Source organism: Paraburkholderia steynii (genome assembly GCF_900100565.1).
GTDB classification, from domain to species: Bacteria; Pseudomonadota; Gammaproteobacteria; order Burkholderiales; family Burkholderiaceae; genus Paraburkholderia; species Paraburkholderia terrae.
In genome coordinates this window covers 164412-178148 of record NZ_FNDI01000022.1, presented here as the reverse complement: position 1 = coordinate 178148, position 13737 = coordinate 164412, and the positions used below count along the sequence as shown (strand labels likewise).

At 61.6% G+C, this 13737-nt stretch carries 13 protein-coding genes; 1 reads left to right on the top strand and 12 read right to left on the bottom strand.

All coding sequences use genetic code 11. The annotated features are described in order from the left end of the window. The coding region (locus BLT65_RS32275; protein WP_143036607.1) for an integrase core domain-containing protein at positions 1 to 306 on the top strand (306 nt) is incomplete at its 5' end. Between the two features lie 109 nt (positions 307 to 415). On the opposite strand, the gene BLT65_RS32270 is transcribed toward BLT65_RS32275, so the two are convergent. The 12 genes from BLT65_RS32270 to BLT65_RS32215 all read right to left on the bottom strand — a co-directional run bounded on the left by BLT65_RS32270 (position 416) and on the right by BLT65_RS32215 (position 13736). After that, positions 416 to 1039, bottom strand: a complete 624-nt coding sequence (locus BLT65_RS32270) for a VOC family protein (RefSeq protein ID WP_091785687.1) — start codon at positions 1037 to 1039, stop codon at positions 416 to 418. A gap of 349 nt (positions 1040 to 1388) precedes the next feature. Continuing rightward, entirely contained in the window at positions 1389 to 2612 is a 1224-nt protein-coding gene (locus tag BLT65_RS32265; RefSeq protein ID WP_091785684.1) for a M24 family metallopeptidase, read from the bottom strand. 20 nt (positions 2613 to 2632) lie between these two features. Next, positions 2633 to 3772: an FAD-binding oxidoreductase gene (locus tag BLT65_RS32260; RefSeq protein WP_091785681.1), complete on the bottom strand. Its 1140-nt coding sequence runs from the start codon at positions 3770 to 3772 to the stop codon at positions 2633 to 2635. A gap of 14 nt (positions 3773 to 3786) precedes the next feature. After that, positions 3787 to 5043: an aromatic ring-hydroxylating oxygenase subunit alpha gene (locus tag BLT65_RS32255; RefSeq protein ID WP_091785678.1), complete on the bottom strand. Its 1257-nt coding sequence runs from the start codon at positions 5041 to 5043 to the stop codon at positions 3787 to 3789. Positions 5044 to 5161: 118 nt separating this feature from the next. Further along, on the bottom strand, positions 5162 to 6088 hold the full coding sequence (locus BLT65_RS32250) for a LysR substrate-binding domain-containing protein (RefSeq protein WP_091785675.1): 927 nt from the start codon (positions 6086 to 6088) through the stop codon (positions 5162 to 5164). Between the two features lie 7 nt (positions 6089 to 6095). Continuing rightward, complete coding sequence (locus tag BLT65_RS32245; protein WP_091785672.1) at positions 6096 to 7244, bottom strand: branched-chain amino acid ABC transporter substrate-binding protein; 1149 nt, start codon at positions 7242 to 7244, stop codon at positions 6096 to 6098. A 58-nt stretch (positions 7245 to 7302) separates the two neighbouring features. Next, on the bottom strand, positions 7303 to 7713 hold the full coding sequence (locus BLT65_RS32240) for a cupin domain-containing protein (RefSeq protein WP_091785669.1): 411 nt from the start codon (positions 7711 to 7713) through the stop codon (positions 7303 to 7305). A gap of 45 nt (positions 7714 to 7758) precedes the next feature. Beyond that, positions 7759 to 8793 (bottom strand): GlxA family transcriptional regulator, encoded by a 1035-nt coding sequence (locus BLT65_RS32235; protein WP_091785729.1) that lies wholly within the window; start codon positions 8791 to 8793, stop codon positions 7759 to 7761. A gap of 37 nt (positions 8794 to 8830) precedes the next feature. Then, positions 8831 to 9832, bottom strand: a complete 1002-nt coding sequence (locus tag BLT65_RS32230; RefSeq protein ID WP_042306643.1) for a LysR substrate-binding domain-containing protein — start codon at positions 9830 to 9832, stop codon at positions 8831 to 8833. Positions 9833 to 10055: 223 nt separating this feature from the next. After that, positions 10056 to 10826, bottom strand: a complete 771-nt coding sequence (locus tag BLT65_RS32225) for a pyrroline-5-carboxylate reductase (RefSeq protein ID WP_091785665.1) — start codon at positions 10824 to 10826, stop codon at positions 10056 to 10058. Positions 10827 to 10893: 67 nt separating this feature from the next. Continuing rightward, the gene (locus BLT65_RS32220; protein ID WP_091785662.1) at positions 10894 to 12387 is read right to left on the bottom strand and encodes an aldehyde dehydrogenase; all 1494 of its coding nucleotides are present in this window, start codon (positions 12385 to 12387) and stop codon (positions 10894 to 10896) included. 17 nt (positions 12388 to 12404) lie between these two features. Beyond that, positions 12405 to 13736 carry an NAD(P)/FAD-dependent oxidoreductase gene (locus tag BLT65_RS32215; RefSeq protein ID WP_091785659.1) on the bottom strand — a complete coding sequence of 444 codons (1332 nt, stop codon included), beginning with the start codon at positions 13734 to 13736 and terminating at the stop codon, positions 12405 to 12407. Position 13737 lies beyond the last annotated feature (1 nt).

The window sequence follows — 13737 nt, the reverse complement described above, 5'->3', positions numbered from 1 at the left end:
CAGTACACCAGCAACGCTTTCCGGGCCTTCCTCGGCAAGAACCGCATCACACAGAGCATGAGCCGCAAGGGCAACTGCTGGGACAACGCAGTGGTAGAACGCTTCTTTCGAAGCCTGAAGACGGAGCGCGTGAGACTACGTCCATACCCTGACTATCTCACTGCAAAGTCCGATGTCACCGATTACATCGTGACGTTCTACAACCACGAGCGGCTACATTCGGCGGCCGGCAACATGCCGCCCGCCGAATATGAAGTAACCAGCAAGAAAAGAGGGAAAGCAGAAAAAGTGTCCAGGATTACTTGACCACTTCATGCCGCCCCGCACAGGGGCAACGCTTGAAGCACGCTAACGAATCGCGGATGCCACCGCAAACCCCAAAAAACCAAACCACGAACGCCCAGCCCAACACCTGCTAGCCCGCCTGCTCGCGAACCATGAATTCGGCATACCAGTCAGCCCAGTTCTCATCATGCTGACCAGTCTTTTTCTCGTGCTCGCCATGTGCAGCGGCAGCACGGCGAAGCGCGCCCGCGAGTTCCTTCGACGAACCGAATCTCGTGTCGCCCGCCTCCACCCGACCGGGAAGCCGTGTCGTCACTTCCTGGAAAACCCACCCATTTCCATCGGGGTCGCTGAACGAAGCGAACGAACCATAAGTAGCGCGCGACGGATGCGGGCCGCTCAACCGCCCTTCTTCACCCGCATGATGGAATACACCGCCGACGTCGTGAAAGACCTCGCTCACCTCGACACCCCGCTCGACAAGCTCCGCGTGCGCGGCCTCCACGTCCGACACGATGAGGTGAAGTCCCTGCACTGAACCGGGTTCTTCCGTCGTCACACCCTTGCCAAACAGGACCGAGCAATGCGAGCCTGGCGGCGTAAAATGCACGACCCGAAACTGATCGTCTTTCACGAGATCGACGTCGAGCCTCCAACCCAACTGCGTGTAAAACTGCTTCGCGCGGTCAACGTCCGCCACGGGAATGACGACGACTTCCAGTTTCATGTCGACCGTTCTCTGTCCATTGCTCATGTCTAGCTCCTCACGATTGGCCAATCCAAGGGGACAAATGCAAACAGGCAAGCTACAGCGGGGAAGCAGACGGTCAGTTCGAGTGGACGGGAGCGGTCGGATGCTGGCTCAGGGCTGCTGCGGCTTGCGTACCCGATTGGCAAGCAGCGCCAGCACCCATTGACCGACCGAATCTTCGTACAAGCGGGATCGCCACGGATCGCTGCGCCTCACGCAAAGTCTGTGAAAGACCTCCGGATTCGTCAAGAAAATTTCCGGTGAAAACCGTCTGTTGTTAAGCAACACATTCACACGTCCGCAGCTTAAACATAACGCCATTAGCGCAATCGTGCAGACAAGCGCCTCGAGCCTACAGCCAGTCCGTTTCAAATCCGCATGATGTGAGTGGCTCGCAACCGTGCTCCGTGAGCACGACCTGCTGTTCGAGTTTCACGCCCTCACTGCCGCCATCCGCGCCGATATAACTCTCGACGCAGAGCGTCATGCCTGCTTCAAATACGCCGTCATAACCCCCGCTGTCCCAATCGACCTGATGCGCAATGGACGGATATTCGTCCACCATGCCGATGCCGTGCGCAATACAGCTATATCGGTTCTTCAGATACGTATCAGGGATCTTCCACGCTTTCTCCGAGAACTCACGGAATGTCATCCCCGCACGCAGCAGCCCCATGTTGAAGTGAACCTGCGCATAAGCCGTTTCATAGAGCTTGCGCTGCTCGTCAGACGGTCGAGTATGTCCGACTGTCCATGTCCGGGAGATATCCGCGCAGTAGCCATTCGGCCCAACCATATCGGTGTCGAACGCCAGCAATTCCCCACGCTGCAGAACGCGCGCAGAGCATTCCTGCATCCACGGATTGGTCCGGTCACCCGAAGACAGAAGGCGCGTTTCGATCCACTCGCCTCCGTGGCGGATATTTTCGTAGTGAAGATGCGCCCAAAGATCCTGCTCGGTGATGCCCGGCCGAAGCTCGCGATGCATCCGCTCGATGCCCTTCTCGCACGCACGTATCGACTCGCGCATCAGCACCCGTTCATCCGGCGACTTGATGCTCCGTGCCAACTCCATCATCGCTTGCCCGTCTAGCAGCGTCACACCGCTTTCGGCAAGGCAAGCCGCACCGAATGGATCGAGCCGGTCGACAGCAAGACGCAAATCGTTCGGCGCATGTGTGCGCAACACATCGACGATTTCCGCACTCCATGTCTTCGCGCGGCGTTCCGCGTCGTGCCCCGCGTTGAAGAACGTCCAGCTGATTGCATGACGCAACTCGACGTTCAGGCTCAGCCCCTTCCACACATGCTCACAGCTATGAAATTCCCAGCCGATGACGCGGCCATCCGCGAATACCATCACATACCGCGACGGGTTGCGACCCGTCCATATCTGCATGTTCGACGTATCCGTGGCATAGCGGATATTCACCGGGTCATAGAGCAGTATCGCGGGACAGTTGGCCTTTCTTAGCTGCTCCTGTACACGCGCGAGGCGGTACGCCCTGACATCGGACAGCGTGTTATCCGTTCTCGTCGAATCGACAAGCGCGTCGATGACCTCGCATTCAGCCATGCCCTCGCTCCATACGTGTGTCAAAGTTCCAGCACCAGATCGGACGTCGGACGGCTGCAACATAGAAGCCTGAAGCCCTTGACGACTTCCCGGTCACGTATCCCGCCGTTGTGTTGCATATCGACGCTACCTTCAAGCAGCTTCGTCTTGCAGGTTCCGCATACGCCCTGACTGCACGACGATGGGATCGGCACACCCGCCTTTTTCGCGGCGGCGAGCACCGTTTCCGTCGCGGTCATCGTGAACGACCTCGCAGAGCGGGACAGCTTGACGGTGTACGTTTCCTGACTCACAGCGCTCTCGGTCGAGCGCGGCGCCGCTGCCTGTACGACGACATCGGACGCGATGTCGAAACTTTCCTGGTGATAGCGCGCCGGATCGTGACCGCCTTCGCGAAGAATCCCCCTCACCGCGCCCATATAGCCTGCAGGCCCGCAAGTGAACACCTCGCGTTCGGCGTAGTCGGGAATCCACTTCGCAAGAAGCGCGAGACTGAGCCTGCCTGTCTCCCCCGTCCATTCCAGTTCATCGCCGACGCCCTCGCATACGAAGAACAGCCGAAGACGCGGCGACAGCTTCGCGAGCCTGCGCAGTTCGTCGCGAAAGACGATATCGGCGGGCGTTCTCGCGCTGTGTACGAACGCGATATCGCGGTCGAGACCAAGGTCGATGCTAGCGCGCGTCATCGACATCAACGGCGTCACGCCCGAACCCGCCGACAGATACAACGACTTCGCCGCGCAAGAACCCGTCGGCGTGAAGGTGCCGGACGGTCCATACGCCTGCAACTGGTTTCCCGGCTTCATGTTGTCGTGAAGCCAGTTGGACATGACGCCGCCCGGAACCCGCTTGACCGTGATGGACAGCAGCCAGGGACGCGTCGGCGGCGACGAGATCGTGTAGCAGCGCTCGACAGGTCGCCCGTTCACATCCGCGGATACCGTCAGGAATTGCCCCGGCTCGAAGCGCACGGGCAAACCGTCGCCCGCGCGGAACTCGAAACTCTTCACATCATGCGTTTCGTCCACCACGCGGCAGCACGTCAGCACCTGCCGCTCGTTGCTCGGCCAGAGCCTGCCGCCGGACTCCCACGTGCCGGCATCAGTGAACCGGTCCGCTGCATCGAACGCCGGGTCGAATACCCTTTCGACAGAATTCATCACTGTGACCTTGCTCAGATGCCGTGCGCGCTCAAACGCGCTGCATACCAGCGCGAGAACTGGTCCACGTAGGTTTCGGTGAACGGCGAGAACATGCCGGGCGTGTAGGCCGGGTCCTGCGTGCCTTCATGTGTGATTTCGACGAGGTGCTTGTCCTGCGTGTTGGTCGCGATCCACACTTCGGTCAGGTCCGACACCTTGTAATCGATGCCTTCCACCGCATCGGCATGGACGAGCCATTTCGACCGCACCAGCGTCCTGTCCGGCGCCAGCGGAATGATGTAGCTGATCACCGCATGGTCGCTCATCACATGGGTCCATGAGTTGTGCGTCCAGAGGTGCATATCGCCGAGATCGCGGCGCTGCAGATTGCCTAACAGCCGGGTACTCGCCACTTTGGTACTGAGCGTTTGCGATTCGCCGTTGCCCGCAATGACCAGTTGCTGCGTTCTGAACTGGGTGACGGCGTCTTCGTCGAGCCGCTCGAAGGCGGCACTGATAAAACCATCCCGCTCCCAGCTTGCCTGACACGCCGCGTTGCGCGATTTGTATTCGTCCAGCGCGCGCAGCGATTCTTCCGTCAAATTGTCCGGGCAAAAGCCGAAGTCTTCAGGAAGAAACGAGGCTGTCAGTTCGGGATGCGTCGCCGCGCAGTGGTAGCACTCGCGGTTGTTTTCCATCACGAGTTTCCAGTTGCCTTCTTCGATGATCTCCTGCTCGAAAGCAATCTTCGTATTCCGCAGGTCATACGGAGCGAAACGCGGCACCATGGTTTCTTCGAGTTTCGCGATATCTTCGGGCGGCTCCGCGGCGAGGCACACGAAGATATGCGTGCCGACAATTTTCGTATGCACCGGGATCAGGCTGCGGCAAGTGGCATCGAAGTCCTTGCCCATGTGCGATGCGTGGCGCAGGCTGCCGTCGAGGTCATAGGTCCATTGATGGTAAGGACAGACCAGCATGCCGACCGTCGACTTCCCCGCCTCCTTCAGACGCGCGCCGCGATGGCGGCAAACGTTCCGGTAGGTGCGGACGTTTTCGTCGTCATCCCGCACGATCATGATCGACGCCTTGCCGATATCGACGACGGAAACGTCGCCCGGTTCGGGAACATCCGCTGTCACGCCGACGAGAATCCAGTGCTTGTGAAAAAAGACCTCGACGTCCGTCTCGAACACGTCCTGACGCCCGAACAACTCGCCGGGCATGCCGTGACCTGACTGACGGCTGCGAATCAATTCGCCATGAGTTTTGAATGACACTTCGGACATCGTCTTCTCCAACGTTCAGGGGATGTGGGAACGCTGAATGTTCCCGCGATGAACCCAGTATTGGATTGACGAAAAAGAGCGTCAATGCGCTTTATTTTCGGTCTGGCATTACTTTGGATTATGCGAGCGAATCCTGCCGCAGCCAGTCGATCAGGCCGTCCGTGGCGGCCGTGATGCTGCGCCCATGCGGCACCACGATGAAGTACGCATCGTTCGGCTTGAACGACGCGACAGGCAGCCTCACCAGTTCACCCGTTTCGACCAGATCGTGGACGAGCCTTCCCCAGCCAAGCGCGATGCCCTCGCCATAACGGGCGGCCTGGATCGCGTCCGTGTACAGGCTGCAGCGCAGCGCGAAGTTCAGGCGCAGCGGCTGCAGGCCCACGGCGTTGAACCACGCTTCCCATCCCATCCAGCCTTCCGACGTCGAATCCGACTCGATCAGCGCCGCGTTCGCCACGTCCTGCAGAGATTGCGGCATGCCGCGCGACTCCACCCACTTCGGCGAGCACACGGGAAAGACTTCCTCGTCGAACAGCAAGGTTGCCGTGCCGTCGCTCCATCGTCCGTTGCCGAAGCGCACCGCGACGTCGATCTCCTTGTGCCGCAGGTCCGCCGTGAACATCTGCGTGGAAAGGCGAAGCTGAAGATTCGGCTGCGCTTTCTTCAGCGAGGCGAGACGCGGCAACAGGCGAAAGTGCGAGAACGCCGACGTCGCCGCCAGCACCAGTTCCTGCTGCACAGGGCCGCTGGAAAGCCGGTCGAACACGCCCGCGATTTTCTGCATCGACTCAGCGACGACAAGGTACAGCGCCTCGCCTTCGTCGGTAAGCTCGATCGAACGATGCAGGCGGTGGAAGAGCCGCACGCCGAGCGTGTCTTCGAGGAACTTGACCTGCCTGCTGACGGCCGCCTGCGTGACGCCGAGTTCGTTCGCCGCGATCGTGAAACTGCTCAGACGCGCGACCGATTCGAACTCGACGAGGGCCGTCATCGACGGAATGAGGCGCCGGTATCCTTTGGTCCCTGCAACAGCCGGTTTCATTCTGAACTCATTCGGCGCTTATCGTCGTCACGGGCACCCATTTTCCGTTCTTCACCTGATACAGCGTCGACGTCGGATGCTTGAGGTCACCGTACGCGTCGAACTCGATCTTCCCGGTGATCCCGTCGTATTGAGTCGTGCGCAGCGTCGGCATGAACACCTCGGGCTTGGCGGAGTTCGCCTGTTTCATCGCGTTGATCGCCACCCATGCGCAGTCATAGGCGAATGGCGCATAAGTCAGCGTGTCCGCGCCGAAGCGCTTCTTGAACTTTTCCGCGAACGCCTTGCCTTGCGGCAGCGACTCGACAGGCCGCCCATACTCCCACGCCATCGCGCCTTCGGCCGCACTGCCCGCGACACTGAGGAAGATACTGTCGGCAATGCCGCCGCTGCCGACGAATTGCGCGCGCATGCCGAGCTGTCTCATGCGCTTGGTCAGCAACGCAGCCTGATTGTCGAGTCCGGCGAAGTACAGCAGATCGGCATTGGCCGCCTTGATGGTCGTGAGCTGCGCGTTAAATTCGACGGCCTTCTCTTGCGTGTATTCCGACGCGACGATCTGGCCGCCCGCCGCCACCGCGGCCTTCTTGAATTCGTCCGCGGCGCCCTGGCCGAATGCGGTGCGGTCATCCATCACGGCGATCCGTTGCGCTTTGGTGACGGTGACTGCGTACTTGCCTGCATTGCCGGAGTTTTGCGCATCGGTGGCGATGATGCGGAACACGTTCTTCAGGCCTTGTCGCGTGATCGCGGGATTGGTCGCGGCGGGGTCGATCAACGGGATGCCCGCCTTGGCAAAGATCGGCGATGAGGGTAATGCGACACCCGAGTTGTAGTAACCGACCACGGCCACCACGCCGTCGTCGACCAGTTTCTGCGCCACCTGCACGCCGACGCGCGGGTCGCCCTGGTCATCCACGGAGACCATCTCGAATTGCACCTCCTGTCCGCCCAGTTTGATGTGCTGGGTGTTGGCTTCCTCGATGGCAAGCCGGACACCGTTTTCGATGTCCTTCCCGTTGGCCGCTCCGACGCCCGTCAACGGCGCCGACACGCCTATCTTGACGACCTGCTGTGCAACGCATGGATGACTAGCAAGCGTCATCGCGATGGCAGTCAGCGAGGCGAGAAGAATTCTTCGTGAAGTATTGACCATCGGGTCACCTCCGATTGCGGACACATGAGACGCAAGACCCACTGAGCTTGCTTCCTGCTCAGCCTTGCGCGCGAGAAACGATCGACGAGCCGGTATGCGCGACCACCAGCACCGTGCAGCCCCCTTCCGACGACGTGCTATGCCGCGAACCCGCCGCGTAGCAGACCGTCTGTCCGGGAAGAAAATCGGTGCCGTCGTCGTCAGTGAACACGCCGTCGAGAATCATGATCAGCTCGGTCGAATCGTGCTGATGCTCGAAAGAGCGCGCGCCCGGTTGCAAACGCATCCAGTAGCTGCTCCACGCGCCGCGTTCGTCTTCGGCAACGGGAATCCAGAAGAAACCGGGCAGCACCGTGTCGCCGATCTTCATCGCGCGCCAGTCGCGCTCGTCGATCGAATACCAACGGCGCGCGTCCTTGACGTTCAGGCCGAAGAGAACCAGTTCATCACGCAGTTGCGCGGTCGTCATGGGGTGTGTTTCCTTTTGCCGGGTTGTACGTGCCCACCGCGCCTGTCAGCCTGCGGCCAACGCGGGTGAGTGGCTTTGTGGCCTCGCCACGCGATACGCGTTTGGCGATTCACCGAATTCCTTTCTGAACTCGCGGCCAAGATGCGAAGCGTCGGAAAAGCCACACGACGCGGCGATATCGGCAACCGTGCGGTCCGAACTCGTCAGCAGCCACGACGCCATGCGTATGCGAATCTGCCGTCCATACGCATGCGGCGACTTGCCCGTTTCGGCTGCGAACAGCCGCTCCAGTTGCCTGACCGACATGTCCAGCCGTCGGGCCAGTTCCGCGAGACTCAAGGGCTGCCCGATATGCTGCTCCATCAACAGGATCGCGCGCCGCACCTTCGGGTGCGTTGCCGGTTCGAGCCCCGGCGGATGCGGCTGCGGCGCGTTTCCGTTTTGCGCATCGTCGACCAGCATGATGCGTAATGCCTTCTGGACGATCGTCGCCTCGACATGCCGCAGCAGGATCGCGGCGGCGACATCGATCGACGCGCGCCCGCCCGAACAGGTAATGCGCCGCCCGTCGATCACGAACAACCGGTCCGCAACGAGATTGCGCTCGTCGACGCCCGGAAAGCGTTCGACGAAATCCCAGTAGTGGAACCAGCTCACGCAGAGGCGATAGCCGTCCATCACGTCGGCTCGCATCAGCGCGAACACGCCCGTGCATATGCCGACCAATGTCGCGGATGTTTTCGCGGCGTCCTGGATGAACTGCAGCGTGGCCTTGCTGGCGGACGGCCCCGAATGCAACAGGCCGCCGACTACGACAACGTAATCGAAGGCGCCCGCTTCATCGAACGTGATCCATGGCGCGACCTGGATGCCGCAACTCGCCCTGACGGGCACGAGCGATTCCCCGACGATGGTCCACGAACAGCGCACAGGCCGGCTCATGTCGCCTTCATCGCTTGCCAGCCGGAGCAGGTCCACGAAACCCGAAAACGCCGTCAACGTGAAGTTCGGCAGCAATACGATGCCAAAGCGCAAGGGCCGGGACGTTTTGCTTTCGGCGTGAAGCGTGTCGCTCAACATGGCATTGCCTGCGTCGACGGGACGGGTATCGGTCAATCTATTTCGCTGCTTCGGTTTCGACGCTTCGCCATTCGCGCATCATCGCGCCGACTTCTTCGCCGAGCCATTCGCGGAACTGCACGTATTCGGGCCGCAGCTTCGCGTTCTTGTGCGTGATCACATAGTGATGACGGTCGTGGAATTCGAGCGCGTCCTGCACCGGACGCAACAGCCGGCCCTGCTCGACCTGACGATGCACGAGATGATGCCAGCCGAGCAGCGTGCCCTCGCCCGCCTCGGCCTGCGCCACCAGCAGCCGGTAATCGTTGCTCTCCAGGTGCTCATTGTCGACCAGACGGTCCGAACCGTCGCCTTGCTGGAACCAGTTGCGCCACACGCGCCAGTCGACATGCTCGCAAACCTGCGCGCGTCCCAGCAGCGACAGATTCAACGTGGGATGCGACAGCAGATCCAGCGGCTTCAACGATCTGCCGTGAAAATGCCGCTCATGAAACGACGGGCTGCACACGGGATACACCACGTCGTGAAAGAGCGGCTCGATTTCGTACTCCGGCTCGCGCGGCGGATTCTTCGTGATGATGACATCGGGCTCCATGAGGTCGTCCAGCTCCATGAAATGCTCGGTGACCATCACGTGCAAACGGATGTCCGGAAAACGCTTGCGAAACGACGGCAGCCTGAACGACAGCCACAGCGCCGAGAAGGTGTGCGAGACACACACCGTCAGCGCATGCCGGTCGGTGCGGCGCACGGCTTCGGCCGCTTCGGCGATGTTCATGATCGACAGATAGGACGCGTTGTACAGAATGCGCCCGGCATCCGTCAGCGCGATATGTCTGCCCGTCCGCTCGAACAGCGCCACCTCCAGCGAGTCCTCCAGTTCCTTGATCTGCCGGCTGATGGCGGCTTGCGTGACGCACAGCACTTCGGCGGCTTGCGTGAAGCTCTCGTATCGGGCCGCCGTGACGAAGCATCTCAGCGCCCGCAGAGAAGGCATCTGCGCGAGCAGCCGGTCGGCGAACAACTGTTTCTTTTGCATGGCTTTCACCTGTGAAGCGGATGCGCAATGCGGCGACGGCGCGTCGAGCAGACAGCTCCCGCGAAAAATAGTGTGCGATTCTTCCTGGCAACTGGCAATGGCGGGCAACCCGAGGATGCAACCGCATCCGCCGCGCCCGCGCCCGCGCCGCCCTTCCCGTATTCGCCTGCATCTGACGATTATCCGCTGCTGCCGCGCTCACTGCGCATCCGCGCGCCCGCCGTTACGCGCGGCCCCTGATACGCCGCAGCACGCCGTCGAGCGCTTCGTCGTAGTAAGCGTATGCCCCACGGCGGGAAAGCTCGGTGTGTACCTGTTCGTTGATGCCGCCCGGTGTCATGCAATGCGTGACCATCGCTGAAAACGGTTGCTCCGTCCGGGTCGTGTCGTTGGCGAGTCCCACACAGTAGCCAGACAAAAATGCCCGCGCGTCGGCGTAGCCGATGCCCTGCCTGGCAAGCCACGACGCCTGGGTTTCGAGCACGGCGTAGAAGCTCGCCATCGTCGCTGTCACGGCGGATAGCGCATCGAACTTGTCTTCGCTGTCGACTTCGACGGCTTCACCGAGCGCCGCGAAGATCGCCTTGGTCACCTCATCCGCGGGGCAGATCGCGGTGCTGCCCTTGCCCTCGGCGACGGCGGGCAGTGGCACGGCACGCGCGATCTTGCCGCTCGTGCGGACAAGGCCGCGCAACTGATCGAGAGAAATGCCCGCCATGAAGCTGATGACGTGGTGACGCAAACCGAATTCGAGTTCGCCCAGCACATCGGCCGCGATTTGCGGCACAACCGCAAGACAGACGACGTCCGAGTTATCCAGCACTTGCTGGTTGCTTTCGCAGACACGGATACGCCCGTCGAGCGCGGCTAGTTCCGCCGCCATTCGCGCGTTGCGCGGCGACAGCGATATCCGCTCGAACGGCACGCCGAATCTGAGCATGCCTGTCACGACCGCTTGTGTGATCGTGCCCGTTCCGATGAATCCAACTCGCATTTGGCCTCGCGTGTGTGTGATGCGGACCCAGCCTGCATGGCTGGGTCATCAGATGTGTCGAACCGGTTTAGTCGAGCTTCAGCCAGGTGGTCTTCAACTCGCAGTACTGGTCGTGTGCATAGACGGATTTGTCGCGGCCGCCGAAGCCCGATTGCTTGAAGCCGCCGAACGGCGTGGACAGATCGCCCTCGCCGAAGCAGTTCACCGTCACCGTGCCCGCACGAATCCGCGCCGCGATCTTGTGCGCGTGGTTCACGTTGTCGGTCCACAGCGAGGCGGCGAGGCCGTAGCAGGTGTCGTTGGCAATCTGCACAGCTTCGTCGATATCCGCATATTCGATGAAGCACACGACAGGGCCGAACACTTCGTCGCGCGCGATGCTCATTTGCGGCGTCACGTTGTCGAAGATCGTCGGTTCGACGAACCAGCCGCCCGAGTCGGTACGCGTGGCCTTGCCGCCGCATACGACGCGCGCGCCTTCCGCCTTCGCTTTTTCGATGTGGCCCAGCACCTTTTCGTAATGCTTCTGCTCGATCAGCGAACCGAGCTTGACGTCGGGGTCGAGTGGATCGCCCGTTTTCCATCCCTCCAGAACCGCTTGCATTTTCTCCAGCAAGCTCGCCTTCAGCGACGACGGAACCAGAATGCGCGAGCCCGCGCTGCAGTTCTCGCCCATGTTCCAGAACGCGGCGGCGACAGCCTGCTCGGCGACGGCATCGAGATTCGCGACATCGGGCAGCACGACCTGCGGGTTCTTGCCGCCGCATTCGAGCACGACGCGCTTCAGGTTCGTGTCCGCCGAGTAATGCAGGAAACGCTTGCCCGTTTCCGTCGATCCGGTGAACGCCACCAGATCGACATCCGCGTGACGGCCCAGCGCCTGACCCGCGCTTTCGCCGAGGCCGGTCACGACGCTCAATACGCCTGCGGGCACGCCCGCTTCCAGCGCGAGATCGGCGATGCGCAGCGTAGACAGCGAGGTCTGCTCGGCAGGCTTCACGATCACGCTATTGCCCACCGACAGCGCCGGGCCGATTTTCCATGCGAGCATGAGCGCCGGAAAATTCCACGGCAGCACCGCGCCCACGACGCCGATCGGCTCGCGCGTAATCATGCTGACGACGCTCGCGCCCGACGGCGACAGCGCGTCGTATCGCTTGTCCGTGACTTCCGCGTGCCAGCGGATGCACGCCGCCGACTCGGGAATGTCCAGTCCCAGACATTCGCTGATCGGCTTGCCGGCCTCCAGTGCTTCGAGCAGCGCCAGTTCTTCCGCGTTGTCGTCGATCAGTTGCGCGAGCCGCAGCAGCACCGCTTTACGTTGCGCGGGCGCGGCCTTCGACCACACGCCGGATTCGAATGCCTCTCGTGCCGCCGCGACCGCGCGGTCGATATCCTTCGCATCGCACTTCGCGATGTCGGCCAGCACTTTACCCGTCGAAGGATTGAGCGTCGCAAACGTCTCATTCGATGCCGCGTTCGCGCGTTGTCCCGCGATAAAGGCTCTGCCGTCGAGTGACAAGCCTTCCGCTTTCTGCTTCCATTCCTGATACGTCGTCATGTCCTGTCCTCACAGATTTAAAGCTCGGCCCCGGCCGAAAATTCCTTGACCCAGATCGCCGCCGACACCGCGACGTCCGCAATGGGACGCACGGGCAGCGAACGCGGATGCGGCTGATTCAGAAGCTGACGTACGAGATCGCTGGACTGGCCGAGCGCGTATTCGGCGATCAGCTTGCCTGACGCCGACCCTCTGCTTAAGCCCAGGCCATTGCATCCAACCGCTTCGAACACGCCATCGGCCCTGCGCCCGAACAATGCGCCGTTGTTCGCCGACAGGCACAACGGGCCGCCCCACGTGTATTCGAGTTCGACGTCCTTCAACATCGGAAAGCGCCTGTCGAATGAGCGTTGATGCAGGCTCTTCGCTTTCGCCAGATCGGCTGGCGATACTTCGAGGTTCGGCCGGAAAGCAAAGTGATTGCGAACACAAATACGGTCCGTAATCAGACGACGCACGGTCGAGCCCATCGGATCGGCGGGAATCAGCGCCCATGAGCGCGTGCCGCCGAGCCGCCGGACTTCTTCCGGCTTCATCACGCGTGTCATCGACGCGAACGTGTACACGGGCAGCAGGCCGTTCGGATGTCCGCCGAACGTCGCCGCATAGGCGTTGGTGCAGAGAATCACGCGCTTCGCGACGATCTTGCCGCCCGCGAAGGTCAGCACCTTCGAAAGTCCTTGATCGTCTATCCGCTTTACCGCACTGAGTTCGAACACCTGCACGTTCGCGGGCAAGCTCGCGGCGAGACCGCGCATCAGCGCCGCGGGCTGTACCGTGCTGCATCCAGGCGTAAAGAGCGCGCCCTCGTAGAAGTCCGTGCCCGTCACCTTTGCAATGGCGGCTGCGTCGAGCCACTCGAATGCTTCGTCGATCCGTTCGAGACCTTCGGCGAAATGCGCAAGCGCCGCGTGTCCCTTCCGGTTCACCGAAGCGTGAAATTTCCCGTCGTCGCGCCAGTCGCACTCGATGTTGTGCGCCTTCACGACCGAGCGCACATAGTCGATGCCGTGACGCTGGAAGCGGACGTCCGCCTTGTCCGCTTCCACGCTGCGCGAATAGCTCTCGCTGCTGATGTCGTGCGGCAGATCGACGAAGAAGCCGGAATTGCGCCCGGCCGTCGTGCGCCCGATACGATCCGCCTCGACCAGCGCAATCGACGCATCGGGCGCAAGCTCAGCCAGGCGCCGGGCCGCGCACAAACCCGTAATGCCGCCGCCGACCACGACCCAGTCGTAGCGGCACTCAGACGACACCGCGACCGCAGACGCGGGCGGCGGCAGGCTTTCCCACCATCCGTTCACACCGTCAGGGGCGGGAAACCGCGCGAATTCCAGTTTCGAGGTCATG

Coding starts and splice junctions, on each gene's coding strand:
- BLT65_RS32250 (WP_091785675.1), bottom strand. CDS start 6,088: ATGAAACCGGCTGTTGCAGGGACCAAAGGATACCGGCGCCTCATTCCG.
- BLT65_RS32230 (WP_042306643.1), bottom strand. CDS start 9,832: ATGCAAAAGAAACAGTTGTTCGCCGACCGGCTGCTCGCGCAGATGCCT.
- BLT65_RS32245 (WP_091785672.1), bottom strand. CDS start 7,244: ATGGTCAATACTTCACGAAGAATTCTTCTCGCCTCGCTGACTGCCATC.
- BLT65_RS32220 (WP_091785662.1), bottom strand. CDS start 12,387: ATGACGACGTATCAGGAATGGAAGCAGAAAGCGGAAGGCTTGTCACTC.
- BLT65_RS32225 (WP_091785665.1), bottom strand. CDS start 10,826: ATGCGAGTTGGATTCATCGGAACGGGCACGATCACACAAGCGGTCGTG.
- BLT65_RS32215 (WP_091785659.1), bottom strand. CDS start 13,736: ATGACCTCGAAACTGGAATTCGCGCGGTTTCCCGCCCCTGACGGTGTG.
- BLT65_RS32270 (WP_091785687.1), bottom strand. CDS start 1,039: ATGAGCAATGGACAGAGAACGGTCGACATGAAACTGGAAGTCGTCGTC.
- BLT65_RS32240 (WP_091785669.1), bottom strand. CDS start 7,713: ATGACGACCGCGCAACTGCGTGATGAACTGGTTCTCTTCGGCCTGAAC.
- BLT65_RS32235 (WP_091785729.1), bottom strand. CDS start 8,793: ATGTTGAGCGACACGCTTCACGCCGAAAGCAAAACGTCCCGGCCCTTG.
- BLT65_RS32260 (WP_091785681.1), bottom strand. CDS start 3,772: ATGAATTCTGTCGAAAGGGTATTCGACCCGGCGTTCGATGCAGCGGAC.
- BLT65_RS32255 (WP_091785678.1), bottom strand. CDS start 5,043: ATGTCCGAAGTGTCATTCAAAACTCATGGCGAATTGATTCGCAGCCGT.
- BLT65_RS32265 (WP_091785684.1), bottom strand. CDS start 2,612: ATGGCTGAATGCGAGGTCATCGACGCGCTTGTCGATTCGACGAGAACG.